11 protein-coding genes are annotated in these 15,370 nt (G+C 58.5%); 2 read left to right on the forward strand and 9 right to left on the reverse strand.

Going from position 1 to position 15,370, the window contains the following annotated elements; translation table 11 throughout:
• Nucleotides 1-5: 5 nt before the first annotated feature.
• The 7 genes from astB to R6W86_RS11375 all read right to left on the reverse strand — a co-directional run bounded on the left by astB (nucleotide 6) and on the right by R6W86_RS11375 (nucleotide 6,906).
• Nucleotides 6-1,346 (reverse strand): N-succinylarginine dihydrolase, encoded by a 1,341-nt coding sequence (astB, locus tag R6W86_RS11345; protein ID WP_410329472.1) that lies wholly within the window; start codon nucleotides 1,344-1,346, stop codon nucleotides 6-8.
• Nucleotides 1,347-1,359: 13 nt separating this feature from the next.
• On the reverse strand, nucleotides 1,360-2,835 hold the full coding sequence (gene astD / locus R6W86_RS11350; protein ID WP_410329473.1) for a succinylglutamate-semialdehyde dehydrogenase: 1,476 nt from the start codon (nucleotides 2,833-2,835) through the stop codon (nucleotides 1,360-1,362).
• Between the two features lie 42 nt (nucleotides 2,836-2,877).
• Nucleotides 2,878-4,011: an arginine N-succinyltransferase gene (gene astA / locus R6W86_RS11355; RefSeq protein ID WP_410329474.1), complete on the reverse strand. Its 1,134-nt coding sequence runs from the start codon at nucleotides 4,009-4,011 to the stop codon at nucleotides 2,878-2,880.
• Nucleotides 4,012-4,039: 28 nt separating this feature from the next.
• Entirely contained in the window at nucleotides 4,040-5,056 is a 1,017-nt protein-coding gene (locus tag R6W86_RS11360) for an arginine N-succinyltransferase (protein ID WP_410329475.1), read from the reverse strand.
• 177 nt (nucleotides 5,057-5,233) lie between these two features.
• Nucleotides 5,234-6,448 carry an aspartate aminotransferase family protein gene (locus R6W86_RS11365; RefSeq protein WP_410329476.1) on the reverse strand — a complete coding sequence of 405 codons (1,215 nt, stop codon included), beginning with the start codon at nucleotides 6,446-6,448 and terminating at the stop codon, nucleotides 5,234-5,236.
• Nucleotides 6,449-6,542: 94 nt separating this feature from the next.
• A complete protein-coding gene (locus R6W86_RS11370; protein WP_410329511.1) occupies nucleotides 6,543-6,710 on the reverse strand; it encodes a hypothetical protein in 168 nt (55 codons plus the stop codon).
• Nucleotides 6,685-6,906, reverse strand: coding sequence for a GIY-YIG nuclease family protein (locus tag R6W86_RS11375; RefSeq protein ID WP_410329508.1), 222 nt, complete (start codon nucleotides 6,904-6,906; stop codon nucleotides 6,685-6,687). The genes R6W86_RS11370 and R6W86_RS11375 overlap by 26 nt, the downstream gene beginning before the upstream one ends.
• Nucleotides 6,907-7,226: 320 nt before the next feature.
• Here R6W86_RS11375 and R6W86_RS11380 point away from each other — a divergent pair, with 320 nt between their 5' ends.
• Nucleotides 7,227-8,339, forward strand: a complete 1,113-nt coding sequence (locus R6W86_RS11380; RefSeq protein WP_410329477.1) for a DcaP family trimeric outer membrane transporter — start codon at nucleotides 7,227-7,229, stop codon at nucleotides 8,337-8,339.
• A 592-nt stretch (nucleotides 8,340-8,931) separates the two neighbouring features.
• Here R6W86_RS11380 and aceF read toward each other — a convergent pair.
• Nucleotides 8,932-10,581: a dihydrolipoyllysine-residue acetyltransferase gene (gene aceF / locus R6W86_RS11385; protein ID WP_410329478.1), complete on the reverse strand. Its 1,650-nt coding sequence runs from the start codon at nucleotides 10,579-10,581 to the stop codon at nucleotides 8,932-8,934.
• Nucleotides 10,582-10,591: 10 nt separating this feature from the next.
• On the reverse strand, nucleotides 10,592-13,255 hold the full coding sequence (gene aceE, locus R6W86_RS11390) for a pyruvate dehydrogenase (acetyl-transferring), homodimeric type (protein WP_410329479.1): 2,664 nt from the start codon (nucleotides 13,253-13,255) through the stop codon (nucleotides 10,592-10,594).
• Between the two features lie 666 nt (nucleotides 13,256-13,921).
• Here aceE and R6W86_RS11395 point away from each other — a divergent pair.
• Nucleotides 13,922-15,286 carry a KamA family radical SAM protein gene (locus R6W86_RS11395; RefSeq protein ID WP_410329480.1) on the forward strand — a complete coding sequence of 455 codons (1,365 nt, stop codon included), beginning with the start codon at nucleotides 13,922-13,924 and terminating at the stop codon, nucleotides 15,284-15,286.
• Nucleotides 15,287-15,370 lie beyond the last annotated feature (84 nt).

Below are 15,370 nucleotides of genomic sequence, written 5' to 3' on the forward strand. Positions count from 1 at the left end.
ACGCCTTAAAGCTGGAAGTCGTAGATCGAGCCGAGCCCCAGGATACCGGTGAGCTCGTCCAGTGCCTTACGCACCTCTTCCAGCAACATGGGATCGCCCAGCTCCTCCTGGGACAGCTCATGCCGGTAGTGCGCTTCCACCCAGGTGGTCAAGCGCTCATACAACTGATCCGTGAGGATCACCCCCCGGTTGATCGCCTTGAGCTCATCGTCGGTCAGCACCACCCGCAATCTCAGACAGGCCGGACCACCACCGTTCCTCATGGACTGTTTGACATCAAACACTTCCACCGAGGTGATCGGGCCGCCAGAGGCCACCAGGGAGTCCAGGTAACGACTGACCGTGGGAATTTCCCGGCACTCGCCCGGGACCGCCAGCAGCATGCCGTCGGGCGTATTCAGCAGCTGGCTGTTGAACAGATAGGAGGCGACCGCATCTTCCAGGGGCACGTCAGCGCCACTGACTCTGACCGCCTCCAGCTCCGCTCCGGAAAGCCGGGAACGAATATCCGCCAGCACCCGCTCCTCTTCCAGGAACGCCAGCTCGTGGTAGAACAGGGTGTTGCCATTACCGACAGCGATGACGTCATTATGGAACACGCCGGCATCAATCGCGGCCGGATTCTGCTGGGCAAATACCAGATTCCGCTCCCTCAGGCCATGCAGCCGGGCAATCGCCTGTGACGCTTCCAGAGTCTGCCGGGCCGGGTATTTCACAGGCGCCGGGGCCTCTTCGTTGAAGGCAATCTGGCCATACACAAACAGCTCCACGCCGGGATCACCGTAACCGCTGCACAGCCGGGTATGGTTAGCGGCTCCCTCATCCCCGAAATGGCTGACCGAGGGCAACGCCGGGTGGTGGGCGAAGTAGCTCTCGTCGGTGAAGATGGCCTTCAGGGCGCGGCCGGTCACCTCATGCTCGATGGAACGATGGAACTTGGCACTCAGGTTCGCAGGCGTGAAGTGCACCCGGTGATCGGCGGTATCGGCGCTCGGCGAGACCGTCGCGGCGTTTGCTGTCCACATAGGCGACGCGGAGGAAACTGCCGCCAGGATCGAAGGCGCCTCGGCCGTTGCTTTCTTCAGAACCTCCGCATCGGAGCCGGAGAACCCCAAGGCCCGGAGCGTCGGAATGTACGGCCGCTCGTGGGGCGGCAGGATGCCCTGCACATACCCCCGATCGGCCAGCCGTTTCATCTTGGCCAGACCCTGGAGTGCCGCTTCCTTCGGATTGGACACCGAACGGACATTGGATTTGGAGGCGACATTTCCCCAGGACAACCCGGCGTAATTGTGGGTGGGTCCGACCAGGCCGTCAAAGTTTGCTTCTATCGCGTGCTGGCTCATAGCTCTCGTTCCGTCAATCAAAGGTCAGGCCCGGCGCCAGGCTCTCGGGCAGTTCGCTCTTGCGGGCCTCGAGGGAGGCCATGGGCCAGGCACAGTAATCGGCGGCATAGTAGGCGCTGGGGCGGTGGTTTCCGCTGGCGCCGACGCCACCGAAGGGCGCGGCACTGCTGGCGCCGGTCAGGGGCCGGTTCCAGTTTACGATGCCGGCCCGGACTTCTTCCACCAGCCGGTCATAGAGCTTGCGGTCATCCGACAGCAGGCCCGCTGACAGCCCATAGCGGGTATCATTGGCCAGCTCCAGCGCCTCATCGAAGCTCTTGTAGCGATAGACCGTGAGCAATGGACCGAAGAACTCCTCATCGGTCAGGTCCAGGCCGGTGGCGTCGATAATACCCGGCGACAGCAATCCGGTCTCCGGTTTCAGTTGCTTCATCTCCAGCAGTGACTTGCCGCCCTGCTGCAGCATGCTCGCCTGGGCAGCCAGCAGCTTGTCCGCCGCTCCCACGGAGATTACCGAACCCATGAACGGCTGGGGATCGGCATCGAATTCACCAACTTTGATCCTGCCGGCCACCTCAACCAGGCGCTCCATGAACTGATCCCCTTTCTTGCCTTTGGGCACCAGCAATCGCCGGGCGCAGGTACAGCGCTGTCCCGCTGACAGGAACGCGGACTGAAGCGCATGGTGGACCGCACCGTCGACATCCGCCACATCCTGGACGATCAGGGGGTTGTTACCGCCCATCTCCAGCGCGAGGATTTTCTCGGGCTGGCCGCCGAACTGCTGGTGCAGCAGGTGACCCACGTTGGAGCTGCCGGTGAAGAACAGGCCATCGATCATGGGGTGGCTGGCCAGGGATCGGCCAGTATCAGCACCACCCTGCACCAGATTGATCACGCCATCGGGCAGCCCGGCTTTTTCCCAGTATTTGACCGTCATTTCCGCCACGCCTGGCGTCAGCTCACTGGGCTTGAAAACCACGGTGTTGCCCGCCAGCAACGCCGGAACAATGTGACCATTGGGCAGATGGCCCGGGAAGTTGTAGGGACCGAAGACGGCCACCACACCGTGGGGCCGGTGCCGCAATACGGCATGGCCGCCGGCCACATCAGACTCGGTGTGACCGGTACGCTCGTTGTAGGCCTTGATGGAAATTGCCACTTTGCCCATCATGGCGGCCACTTCGGTGCGGGATTCCCACAGCGGCTTGCCGGTCTCCAGTCCAATCTGGTGCGCCAGGTCTTCCTTGTGTGTTTCCAGCTGATCGCGGAAGGCTTCAATGACCGCCTGCCGTTCGGCAAAACTCTTGCGCTGCCATTTTACAAATGCATTGCGGGCTTCACGGACGGCGGCATCGACGTCTTCCAGGTTCGCGCCGGTACCATCCCATACGGTTTCACCAGTCACCGGCTGAACGGATTCAAAGGGGAGACCGTGACCGGTCAGCCACAATCCGTCGATAAAGATTTCACCTGTCAGATTCGCCATGTTTCCACACCTCCCGGTCCTGGAGTTCCTGTCATCCGCACCTCAGTCCCACGATGAATGGCTGCGGTACTTCCTGATCCTGCTCTGGGATATTTCATCAGTATTATCGCTTTCCCCATGGGAATGAATGGGCCAGAAACCGCCTTCTTTCAAGGGTGCCAGGCGCACCGAATCCCCCGACTGCACCTGCATCGCCTCGGCCACCTCCGGTGACATTCGTACGGTCTCGGGGCCAATGTACTTCGCCGGCAGCGTGGTCACCCGAAAGTCCCGGAAAGAGCGGTTTGAAACCATCACTCGCTCCGCTGGCGGCGCCTCCAAGCTCATGGGCTTGCTGGTGATCAGGACATAGCGGTTCACGCTCTCACGGATGGTACGTATGTTGTGCACAAACGCTTCCACCACGGGTCCACCATCAAAAATGTCCACCAGACCGTTGAAATTGAACCCCTCGGCCTGAAGCATCTTCAGCGCCGGCACGGTGTTCTCGTGTACCCGGCCAATGACCGCCCGTGCCGAGTCCGGCAGCATCGGCACATAGATTGGGTACTTGGGCATCAGCTCGGCGATGAACGACTTGTTGCCGAGCCCCGAGAGCTTGTCCGCCTCACTGAATTCCATGTCGAAAAACTTGGCCCCCAGGGCATCCCAGAGCGGACTCTGCCCGTTCCGGTCTGACACTCCGCGCATTTCAGCGAAGACTTTCTCGGAAAAATGTTTGCGGAACTCGTCCAGGTACATGAACCGACACCGGGACAGCAGCAGTCCGTTACCTCCGCCTTTGTAGTCGTCCGACAGCAACAGGGAACAGATCTCACTGGTGTCTGTCATGTCGTTGGACAATTGCAAGGTCGGAGTCCTCACATGCACGCCGAGCTCTTTCGATGCGTTAACGGTGAGGCTCAGCCGGTAGTTGTAGAACACCTCGTCCAGGCCAACCCGGGCCTCGATTCCACTGATGCCAACGGCCTTGCCGGTGTCACTGTCCTGAAGTGCGAACAGGTACAGCCCGGCTTCCGGCGCACACCGCTGGTTGAAGGTTTCCCGGGCATGATCGATCTTGCGTTGCAGCAACTCACGATCCGCCGGCAGGGTGGTCAGGCCCTTACCGGCATTAAGCGCCATGGTGTATAGGTCGTCGAGATCGTTTTCCTGCAGTGGCCGGATTACCAGCATGGCCGGGCCTCCTGTTTGCGATTCCGTGTCATAGCGGCGCGATCCTTACCGTGTCGCCAGCGCTCTTGTTGAGCAGCTGCCAGATGCGAACCGGGACTTTCACTTTCTCTTCGAGAGTCTCGGCAACCGGCGTCAGGGTGCAACGGAAACCATCGCCTTCTCCTGCCGAGATCAGGCAGGTTTCCCCGGCGTCTTCGTGACTGCCATGCAGTTCCTTGCGGTTGCTGGTCACCAGCGTCCGCAGGCTGTCGGTACGGGCCTCCAGCACCGGGCCGGCATCGAAGATATCGAGGTAGCATCCGGCATGAAAGCCTTCCCGCTGCAGCAGCTCCAGGTTGGGAACAGTCAGCTTGTGCGGCTGCCCCAGTGCTTCCTGGGCCCTTGTGCTGAGCAGGGTGACATAGATCGGATTAGGCGGCATCAGTTCGGCAATGAAGGTCTTGCTGAGGGTTCCCGAGTACTGATCCGCAGTCTGAAAATCCATGTTGAAGAAGTGCCGCCCGAGGCTGTCCCAGAAGGGCACCCGGCCATCCTCTTCCTGTATGCCCTGGATCTCGACGACCATGCGGTTGCTGAACCATGACCGGTGCTCGGCGATGAACAGCAGGCGGGCCCGGGAAAGCAGCTCGAAGGTGTCGGCGTTCCGCAATTCGGGTTTGATGGCGAAGGAGCACAGCAGACTCTGGTCGGTCAGGCCGTGGCTCGGGTAGAGCACTTCGACACGGCGGGAGACGCCCAGTTCATGGGAGGCGTGGATCAGTGCGTCCCGGCGGTAATTGTAGAATGGCTGGCCGTTGCCGGCGCGGGTGTCGATGCCCGCGGTGCCTAAGATTTCGCCGGTTTCGGTATTTTCGAGGACGAAGAGGAACCTTGGGGGCTCTTCGGCGTTAGTTTTCCCGACGAAGGAGTCCAGGGAGTGCTGGATTTTGCTGGCCAGGGCTTCCTTCTGTTTCGGGAGCGTCGAGGACAGTCTCGCGCCTTGGGCGCCTGCGATTTCCAGGATCGGTTCCAGATCAGTTGGGGTTGCGGGACGGACTAGCCACATAGTTGCTTCCTGTTGTTCTTGAGTTGGGCATTCCTTATTTTGGAACTGCCCGCCCGGCCAGTGCCCGGTTTCCCCTTCCGGGAACCGCTACGAGCACGTCCATGTGCGCTTGTTTCAGGCCATCCTTGGCCTTCAACATTCCCGGAAGGGGAAACCGGGCACCGGCCTACTTCGTCATTATGCCGTCAACTTCTCAACCGCTCTTTCGAAGCGTTCCAGCGCTTCTTCGATATCCTGATCGGGGATGATCAGGGACGGCGCGAGACGAACAACGTTTCCGCCGGCGACCAGCACCATTACGCCCTCATCCAGACCCGCATTCAGGAAGTCCTTGGCCTTGCCCTGCCATTTTTCGGTCAATACACAACCCAGCAGCATACCGGCGCCGCGGACTTCGCTGAAGATGCCGTGGCGTTCTCCGATGTCCATCATGCCCTTGCGCAGTTTGTCCGAGCGGGCTTTGACGCCCTTGAGAATCTCCGGCTGGCTGATGGTGTCGACGACTTTCTGGGCCACGGCGCAGGCGAGGGCGTTGCCGCCGTAGGTGCTGCCGTGGGTGCCGACGCCGAGGCTGGTGGCGATTTTGGCGGTGGTGAGCATGGCCGCCACCGGGAAGCCACCGCCGAGGCTTTTGGCGCTGGAGAGGATGTCCGGGGTGACGTCGTACATTTCGTAGGCGTACAGGTGGCCGGTGCGGCCGACGCCGGTCTGGACTTCGTCAAAGACCAGCAGCGCGTCGTTTTCATCGCACAGCTCACGCAGGCCTTTGAGGAATTCAGGATCAGCCGGCATGACGCCGCCCTCGCCCTGGATCGGTTCAACCACAATCGCGCAGGTCTTCTCTTTGGAGATCAGGGCCTTTACAGAATCGAGGTTGTTGTATTCGGCATGATGAATGCCGCCAGGCGCGGGTTCGAAACCTTCCAGGTATTTGGATTGACCGCCCACACTGACCGTGAACAGGGTGCGACCGTGGAAGGAATTCCTGAACGAGATGATTTCGTTCTTTTCCGGGCCGTAGTGTTCCCAGGCATAGCGGCGGGCCAGTTTGAAGGCGGCTTCGTTGGCTTCACCGCCGGAGTTGGCGAAGAATACCCGTTCGGCGAAGGTGAGGTCGCACAGGGTCTTGGCCAGGCGCAGCGCTGGTTCATTGGTCATGACGTTGGAGAGGTGCCAGATTTTTTCGGCCTGATCCTGAAGCGCGCCAATGAGTCCGGGGTGGGAATGGCCGAGGCAGGTCACAGCGATGCCACCCTGGAGATCCACGAACTCGCGACCTTCCTGGTCCCAGATACGGGAACCCTCGCCGCGCACCGGGATAATGCTTCCGGGGGCGTAGTTGGGCACCATGACTTCATCAAACAGTTCGCGGGAAACGGGCTCTTTATTCATATCTCTCTCTCAGCGGTATCCAAACCTTAAACATAGCAGGCAATGTTTCGAATTCGCACTAGGTAGGAGTGCGGACCAGACCATAATACGCCACTCAGGACATAAGCACATCCGGCGTTCCTGTGTACGGTAACTTGATCAGGCGTCCGGGCTTTCCGTCACACCCCATCAGTGCCTTGACCAACAGTTTGTAGGAATCGAGGTCAAAGGTCACGACCTGGCCGCTCAAGGAGAGGTCATGGAGTTCGTCTTCGTGGTGCACGGTGGATTGTGTCTGACAACATCCTGCTTCCCTTCACAGACACCCTTACACCGGCCGAGGGGCGGCTGGAGTTGTAATCCCCGGAAAAATGGGAGGTCACCCGCTCGGGGATATTGGTGCTCTTTCCGACATAGAGCAACACATCATTCTCACCGTAGAATCGGTACATGCCCGGCACCCGCAGTAACTCATCCATGATGCCCAGCAGCAAATTCGAGGGCACGTTTGGCTTTGGCAGAAATTCCCGGATACCGATTTCCGTTATGCGATCACGGGAAGAATTGCCCCCCGGTGGTTTCAATATCCAGAAACGCAAAGGGGTTGTCTTCAAGGTATGTACCTGGGGAGGTCATTGCGCACCATTACGACGAAAGGTCAACCGCAGATGTCTGTATATCAACGAAAATCGACTATAGACATTCGTCTAATTAATCGACGAATTTATTTGAATTGTCATGGATTCGTAACTACCGTGTTTGTGGGTCCAACAACAACAAATGTGTGGAGACAACAACGATGCAAAGCAACAATAAATTGAGAATGGCGATTCGTGCGACGGCAGCAGCAACCATCTTCGGTATGGCAGCCCAGGCACAGGCCTTCAGCTTCAGCGCTGGCGACGTAGATGCGAGTGTTTACGGTTATGCCCGTCTGAACATGAGCTACGACATGGATGAAAATGTCGCAAATTCAGGTCACCGAGGCGGTAGTTTCCCAACTGTCGATGATAGCCAAGACGTAGACGGTCATTTTGGTGCCGCTGCTGCTCAGAGCCGGATTGGTGTGAAAGCCACCCATTCTGAAGGCGTCATGGTTAATATCGAAGGCGACTTCATGGGTGCGGATTATAAAGGAGGGGCCCTTCGCCTTCGTCACGCCTACGGTTCCTACAACGGCATTCTGGCTGGCCAGACCTGGTCCAACTACAACAGCTTTGTCGGCACAACCTCAACTCTGGACTTTGACGGCGTGGCAGGCGTAGCCGGCTATGGATCACGTACTACCCAGATTCGTTACACAACCGGACCTTTGTCGTTCGCTATCGAGGACCCTAAAGGCGGTGGCTTCGACGACAGTAAAAATGGCATGCCGGCTCTGACCGCACGACTGGAAGATAGCGCTGGTGGTTTCTCCTACGCTGCCGCTGCGCTGGTCAAGCAAAATGAATATGACGATCCGGTCAACGACACTGATGACTCGGCTATGGGATATGCGGTGTTTGGCGCTGCGAGTATGGCCCTGTCCGACATGATCACGATCCGGGGCGCAATCAACTACACTGACGGTGCTAATGGTTACCTGTACCGTTCTGGTGGCGACGATGCCTACATTGACGCCAACGGCGACCTGGAAACTATTTCCGGTATGGGTGGTACATTTGGCGCCTCTATCAGCCTTGGTGGCGGCCGCACGATTAATGCCACTTATGGTATGACCAAACTGGACGTAGATGACCTGAACGACCCCACTGCTGGCGAAACCAACGAAAACGCTTTCGTTAACTACCAGTGGACCCCGGTCAAGAACGTCATGATGGGTGTTGAGTACGGGTACTATAACTCTGAGAACCAGGGTGGCGAAAGCGACGACGCAAACCGCCTGATGTTCGCAGCGCAATATAACTTCTAATCATTCCTTAGTAGAAGTTAACTCGGAAAGGCCCCGGCATTTGCCGGGGCTTTTTCGTTTCTGGGAGAGCACCAGGTTTTATCGCTGCGCTCCGATCCGCTTTGACCTGACACCGTTTGGCCAACCCAGGGTCTGATGAAAACCTTCATCTGACCCCGTTTTGGAGGTCAGCCCCAAAGTTCTGAGGATCAGTCCAAGAAGGGGGTCAGAAGAAAGCGTTCTTCAGACCCCGGAGTGTTCGGGTTTAGCGTCCGGGCATTGGGGATCAGTCCAAGAAAGGGGTCAGAAGAAGGCGTTCTTCTGACCCCGGAGCATTCTGCTCCCCCTGCGTTCGAATAAAGCTGGGATAACTCGGAGACAAAAAAGAGAGGCGGGTACTGCGATTCAGAACTGTTGAGGGCCAGGGACGGCCCGAAACAAGCGCACATGGGTGAGCCAAGCGTTTATGAAGCAAAGCTTCATGCGCAGGCGAACGCCAGCAATCTGTGATTGCTGGCCGGACCCGTAGGGTGCTCGTAGCGTGTTCTGAATCGCAGTACCCGCCTCTCGACACCCCCGAACCATCAGGGCTGGGGGCGGAGTCAGCGGAGAGTTAAAGCAACAGGGTCCGAATATCCCCCAACAGCTGCGTCAGCGTGTTAGTGAACCGCGCCGCATCGGCTCCGTTCACCGCACGGTGGTCGTAGGACAGCGACAGCGGCAGCATCAGCCGCGGCTGGAACTCGTTGCCATCCCAGACCGGCTTCATCGCCGCCTTGGAGACACCCAGTATCGACACCTCCGGCGTGTTCACAATCGGCGTGAACGCCGTACCACCGATACCACCCAGACTGGTGATGGTAAAGCAGGCGCCCTGCATCTCTGCTGGCTTCAGCTGCTTGTCCCGTGCCTTCTGGGCCAGCTCCGCACTCTCGGCCGCCAGCTCCCACAGCCCCTTCTGGTCCACGTCACGGATGACTGGCACCATCAGGCCATGCGGCGTATCCACCGCGATACCGATGTGGATGTACTTCTTGCGAACCACCTCCTTGCGCTCCATGTCCAGAGACACGTTGAACTGGGGCAGTTCCGCCAGCGCCGCCGCACAGGCCTTGAGCAGGAACGGAAGCGGCGTCATCTTCACGCCCTTCTTCTCGCCCGCTACCTTCTGCGCCTTGCGGAAGCTCTCCATCTCGGTGATGTCGGCTTCGTCGAACTGGGTCACGTGGGGCACGTTCAGCCAGCTGCGCTGCATGTTGGTGGCCGTGGCCGCCATCATCCGCGACATGGACTCGCGCTCCACCTCACCGAACTGGCTGAAGTCCGGCAGTTTCACGCCCGGTATGCCGGAGCCGGTGGCCACACCAGCACCCTGCTGGGCCTGCTGCAACTGGCTCTTCACATAGGCGTGGACATCATCCTTGATAATGCGGCCTTTAGGGCCGGAGCCTTTCACACGAGTCAGGTCCGCCCCCAACTCCCGGGCCAGCTTACGCACAGCCGGGCCGGCATGGACCTTGGCGCCTGGCGCCGGCGGTTCGTAAGTGGAACCCTGGGGCTGCGGCGCCGCTTCCTGCGTGGATTTCTCGGCAGGCTTGCTTTCCGCTTTCTCTTTCTTGTCTTCTTTTGCCGGCTCGGAAGGCGCTTCCTCCTCCTCGCCACCTTCCTCGACGACGGTCATTTCTAGCAGGTCGTCACCCTCGGAGAGCTTGTCGCCCTCCTTCACCAGGATCTTTTCCACCTTGCCGGCGTAGGGCGACGGCACTTCCATCGTCGCCTTGTCGGACTCCACCGTCACCAGCGGATCTTCCGCGTCAACGGTATCGCCTTCGGAAACATTGATCTCGATGACCGGTACGTTATCAAAGCCGTCCAGATTCGGGACCTTGACCGTCTCCTTGCGATTGCCGCCGGATTTCTTCTTCGACTCAGGCTTGCTCTCTTCCGATTTGGTCTCGGATTTCTCTTCAGCCTTTTCCTCTTCCGGCTCCTGGTCGGCCGATTCGTCAGAGCCACCAGAGTTACCGCTGACCTCCATCATGCCGACGACATCGCCTTCACTGACCTTGTCACCCACCTTGACGGTAATCCTGGTGATCTTGCCCTTGAAAGGCGCCGGCAGTTCGACTGACGCCTTGTCGGATTCCACAGTCAGAATCGGATCTTCTTCCTCAACCGAATCCCCCTCGCTGACGATGATTTCGATGATCTCGACTTCATCAGCGCCGCCGAGATCGGGAACCTTGATTTCCTGTTCACTCATGGCGATCTCCTTAGCTCAGCACCGGGTTCGTTTTGTTGCGGTCGATTCCGTACTTGCGCATGGCCTCGAGAACCTGCTCCTGCTTGATCTCGCCATCTTTGGCCAAAGCTGCCAGAGCGGTAACGGTCACGTAGTAGCGATCCACCTCGAAGAAGTTACGCAGCTTCTCGCGGGTGTCGCTCCGGCCGAAGCCGTCGGTACCCAGGGTCATGAAGGTTTTGGGGACAAACGCACGCAGTTGCTCGGAATGCAGCTTGATGTAGTCGGTGGAAGACACCACCGGCCCCTGGGCATTCTCCAACATCTGGGTTACGTAGGCTTTCCTCGGCTTGTCGTCGGGGTGCAGGTGATTCCAGCGCTCCACGTGCTGGCCGTCACGGGCCAGCTCATTGTAGCTGGTCACACTCCAGACGTCGGAAGCCACTCCCCAGTCGTCCTTCAGCATCCGGGCGGCTTCACGCACTTCGTTCATGATGGCACCGGAGCCGAGCAGCTGGACCCGCGGGCTCTTCTTGCGACCCTTGGTCTCCACCGATTCAAACTTGTACATACCCTTGATGATGCCGTCCTCACAATCTTTCGGCATTGCAGGCTGTTCGTAGTTCTCGTTTTCGATGGTCAGGTAGTAGAAGACGTTCCGGTTCTCCTCGAACATCTCCTTCATACCCTGGCGGATCACGACTGCCATCTCGTAACCGTAGGCCGGGTCGTAGGCCTTGCAGTTCGGAATGGTATTGGCGAGCACATGGCTATGACCGTCCTGGTGCTGGAGACCTTCGCCGTTGAGCGTGGTGCGGCCGGCAGTGCCACCGATGAGGAAGCCGCGGGCCTGCATGTCGCCGGAAGCCCAGGCCAAGTCACCCACACGCTGGAAACCGAACATGGAATAGAACACATAGAACGGGACCAGCGGGAAGCTGTTGGAACTGTACGAGGTAGCCGCCGCCATCCAGGTTGCCATGGCACCAGCCTCGTTGATGCCTTCCTGCAGGATCTGGCCCTTCTTGTCCTCCCGGTAGTACATGATCTGGTCACGGTCCTGGGGCACGTATTTCTGGCCCTCGGAGGTGTAGATGCCCAGCTGGCGGAACATACCCTCCATACCAAAGGTCCGTGCTTCGTCCGGCACGATCGGTACCACACGCTTGCCGATTCGCTTGTCCTTCACCAGGGCTGTCAGGATGCGCACGAACGCCATGGTGGTGGAGATCTCACGGCCATTGGAGCCTTCGAGCACCTGTTTGAAGATGTTCAGCTCGGGGATCTGAAGCGGCTGGCAATCCTTGTTGCGCTTGGGGTAGAAGCCACCCAGTTCCTGCCGGCGCTTTTTCATATAGACCAGCTCGGGGCTGTCCGGTGCCGGGCGATAGTAGGGAACATTCTCCAGCTCGTCGTCCTTCAGGGGCACACCGAAGCGGTCGCGGAATTCCTTCAGGGTGTCGATGTCCAGTTTTTTCAGGGAATGGGCGGTGTTCTGGGCTTCGCCCGCGGCCCCGAAACCGTAGCCCTTGATGGTGTGAGCCAGAATCACAGTCGGCTTACCGTTGGCCTGGTTGACCGCACGATGATAGGCCGCATACACCTTGTATGGATCGTGGCCACCGCGATTCAGCTTCTGGATATCCTCATCGGACAGGTTCTCTGCAAGCTTGGCCAGCTCCGGTGATCTGCCAAAGAACTCCTTGCGGGTGTAGGCCGGACCCTTGAACGTGAGATTCTGCAACTCACCGTCGCAGATTTCGTCCATGGCCCGCTGCATGATGCCGTCTTCATCTTTCTCGAACAGCGGGTCCCACATGCGACCCCAGACCACCTTGATCACATTCCAGCCGGCGCCCCGGAACACGCCTTCCAGCTCCTGGACAATCTTACCGTTACCACGCACCGGGCCATCCAGGCGCTGCAGGTTACAGTTGACCACCCAGATCAGGTTATCCAGATTCTCGCGCCCGGCCTTGGAGATGGAGCCCAGGGTTTCAGGCTCGTCGCACTCGCCGTCGCCAACGAACGCCCACACCTTGCGGCCGTCCATATCGATCAGCTCACGATTATGCAGGTACTTCATCACGTGAGCCTGGTAGATCGACTGGATGGGGCCTAGTCCCATGGACACCGTCGGGAACTGCCAGTAATCCGGCATCAGCCAGGGGTGCGGGTAGGAGGACAGGCCTTCGCCATCCACTTCTTCCCGGTACTTGTCCAGTTGGGGTTCCTCGAAGCGGCCCTCAAGGAAAGAGCGGGCGTAAATACCCGGCGCCGCGTGACCCTGGAAGTACACCAGATCGGACTCGCGCTTCTCGTCGCCACCGTGGAAGAAATAGTTGAAGCCCACGTCGTACAGCGTGGCGGCCGAGGAGAAGGTGGAAATATGGCCACCCAGATCGCCCGGGCGTTTATTGGCGCGGACCACCATGGCCATGGCATTCCATCGGATCAGGGAACGGATACGACGCTCCATGAACAGATCACCGGGCATCTGCGCCTGCTGGGTAACAGGAATGGAATTGCGGAACGGTGTAGTGATCGAATACGGCAGCTCGGTGCCATCGCGGCTGGCGCGCTCGGAGAGTCGCTCCAGAATGTATTTGACTCGCTCAACGCCTTCGTTCTCGATCAGCGATTCCAGTGCGTCAAGCCATTCACTGGTTTCAATGGGATCATCGTCCTGGTACATCAAACCCTCCCCTTGGCATCAAAAGGTGCAGCGCGGGCCACGGTCAGCGGCCGCTGCGCATACGGTGTCGATAAGCTGCGTGAAATGCAGAGTAATTGTTATGGGTGTATCAGCCTGATGGCGGTACTGCAGGACAGCACATGGAACCTCCATCAAGCATAGAACAGCTTTCAAAGTTTTCCTGCCGGGCAGGCCTTGTGGAATCAGGCTTTTGGCCCGCGGCCAGCCGGTAATTCGAAAGCGCGCTCATATCGATGCGCCCGAATTTGTAGTGTTTTTACTACATTTTGATTGAGCAAAGCAATCAAATGGGCCTTCATGACCCTTCGAACAACATTCCATTGCGGTTACTTACGCCAGAATGACCTTTTTCAGACCACCACACAACCAGGATCAGACCAAGGTCGTAGTTTTCCGAACACGCCCAAATTTCATAGCGTCACTAAACGATCCGGGATCGTTCTGCCTCTCTCTCAGAGTCATTTTTCCTTTGTATTCAGCTACCTTTAAGCTCTCTAGGGCCTTACATCGCCCATCTCTGGCGACATTTTTTAATTAGACCTGAAAATAAATTCCGATTTATGTATACTTGCCTGCCCCTTTTTTAACCACCGGAAAAGTGGTCTGACCACTTTTCCAGTCATTGCCAACAACAGAGGGCGATCTATGAACTCCATCGTCACCTTTCCGAACCGGATTCCCGCTACGGAGTTCGAGGAACGGCGCTTCAAGGTCTACACCGACCGCCAGCTCGACAAGATCGAAATCATTCAGAATCTCCCTGAAGAGACCCTGTTTGAAATGAAAGTGGTAGCCAGCGTGCTGCCATTTCGGGTCAACGAGTACGTGATCAACGAACTGATCAACTGGGACAATGTACCCAACGATCCGATCTACCAACTTGTCTTCCCTCAGAAAGGGATGCTCAAGGACGAACATTTCGAGCGTATGGCAGCGCTGCATAAGGAAGGTGCCGACAAGAAGGAAATCCTGGCGGCCGCCAAGGAGATCCGGGACGAACTGAACCCGCACCCGGCCGGCCAGATGGAAATGAACATGCCGGAACTGGACGGCGAAGTGCTGGACGGCGTGCAGCACAAGTACCGCGAGACCGTGCTGTTCTTCCCGGCCCAGGGCCAGACCTGTCACTCCTACTGCACCTTCTGTTTCCGCTGGGCGCAGTTTGTCGGTGACAAGGACCTGAAGATGGCCAGCACCGAAGCCGAGAAGCTTCACGGCTATCTGAAAGAACACACCGAAGTGACCGACCTGCTGGTTACCGGCGGCGATCCCATGGTGATGAAGACCAAGAACCTGGCCCAGTACCTTGAGCCGCTGCTGGAGCCGGAGTTCGACCACATCCAGACCATCCGCATCGGCACCAAGGCCCTGACCTTCTGGCCGTACCGCTTCGTGACCGACAAGGATGCGGATGAACTAATCGAGCTGTTCGCCAAACTGGTCGACGCCGGCAAGCATGTCGCCATCATGGCCCACTACAACCACTGGCAGGAAATCACCACCGACATTGCGGAAGAGGCCATCCGCCGCATCCGCGCCACCGGTGCCGAAATCCGCGCCCAGGGCCCGCTGATCAAGCATGTGAACGACGACGCCGACGCCTGGGCCAAACTCTGGAAGAAAGAAGTAAAGCTGGGCATCATCCCCTACTACATGTTCGTAGAGCGGGACACCGGCGCCAACAACTACTTCGAGGTACCCCTGGCCGAGGCTTACAACATTTACCGCGAGGCCATGAAGCAGGTCTCCGGCCTGGCCCGCACCGCCCGAGGCCCCTCCATGAGCGCCGGCCCCGGCAAAGTGGAAATCCAGGGCATCACCGAGATCAAAGGCGAGAAAGTCTTCGTCCTGCGATTCCTCCAGGGCCGCAACCCGGACTGGGTCCAGCGCCCGTTCTTCGCCAAGTACAGCGAGACGGCTACCTGGCTGCATGAGCTGGAGCCGGCCTTCGGAGAGGAAAAGTTCTTCTTCGAGAACGAGTATGAACAGATGAAGAAAGGCAACGGCTAAAGGCTCGTTGCCACGCCTGAGACGGGGTGTCAGATGAGAGCCTTCATCTGACACCGGAGTTTGGACTCACCCCTGAGTTTGGAC

Source organism: Marinobacter sp., assembly GCF_046484525.1.
GTDB lineage: Bacteria > Pseudomonadota > Gammaproteobacteria > Pseudomonadales > Oleiphilaceae > Marinobacter.

Excerpts from the sequence above, each read along its gene's own strand:
- astB (WP_410329472.1), bottom strand. The coding sequence starts at position 1,346 with ATGAGCCAGCACGCGATAGAAGCAAACTTTGACGGCCTGGTCGGACCC.
- astD (WP_410329473.1), bottom strand. The coding sequence starts at position 2,835 with ATGGCGAATCTGACAGGTGAAATCTTTATCGACGGATTGTGGCTGACC.
- astA (WP_410329474.1), bottom strand. The coding sequence starts at position 4,011 with ATGCTGGTAATCCGGCCACTGCAGGAAAACGATCTCGACGACCTATAC.
- R6W86_RS11360 (WP_410329475.1), bottom strand. The coding sequence starts at position 5,056 with ATGTGGCTAGTCCGTCCCGCAACCCCAACTGATCTGGAACCGATCCTG.
- R6W86_RS11365 (WP_410329476.1), bottom strand. The coding sequence starts at position 6,448 with ATGAATAAAGAGCCCGTTTCCCGCGAACTGTTTGATGAAGTCATGGTG.
- R6W86_RS11375 (WP_410329508.1), bottom strand. The coding sequence starts at position 6,906 with ATGGATGAGTTACTGCGGGTGCCGGGCATGTACCGATTCTACGGTGAG.
- R6W86_RS11380 (WP_410329477.1), top strand. The coding sequence starts at position 7,227 with ATGCAAAGCAACAATAAATTGAGAATGGCGATTCGTGCGACGGCAGCA.
- aceF (WP_410329478.1), bottom strand. The coding sequence starts at position 10,581 with ATGAGTGAACAGGAAATCAAGGTTCCCGATCTCGGCGGCGCTGATGAA.
- aceE (WP_410329479.1), bottom strand. The coding sequence starts at position 13,255 with ATGTACCAGGACGATGATCCCATTGAAACCAGTGAATGGCTTGACGCA.
- R6W86_RS11395 (WP_410329480.1), top strand. The coding sequence starts at position 13,922 with ATGAACTCCATCGTCACCTTTCCGAACCGGATTCCCGCTACGGAGTTC.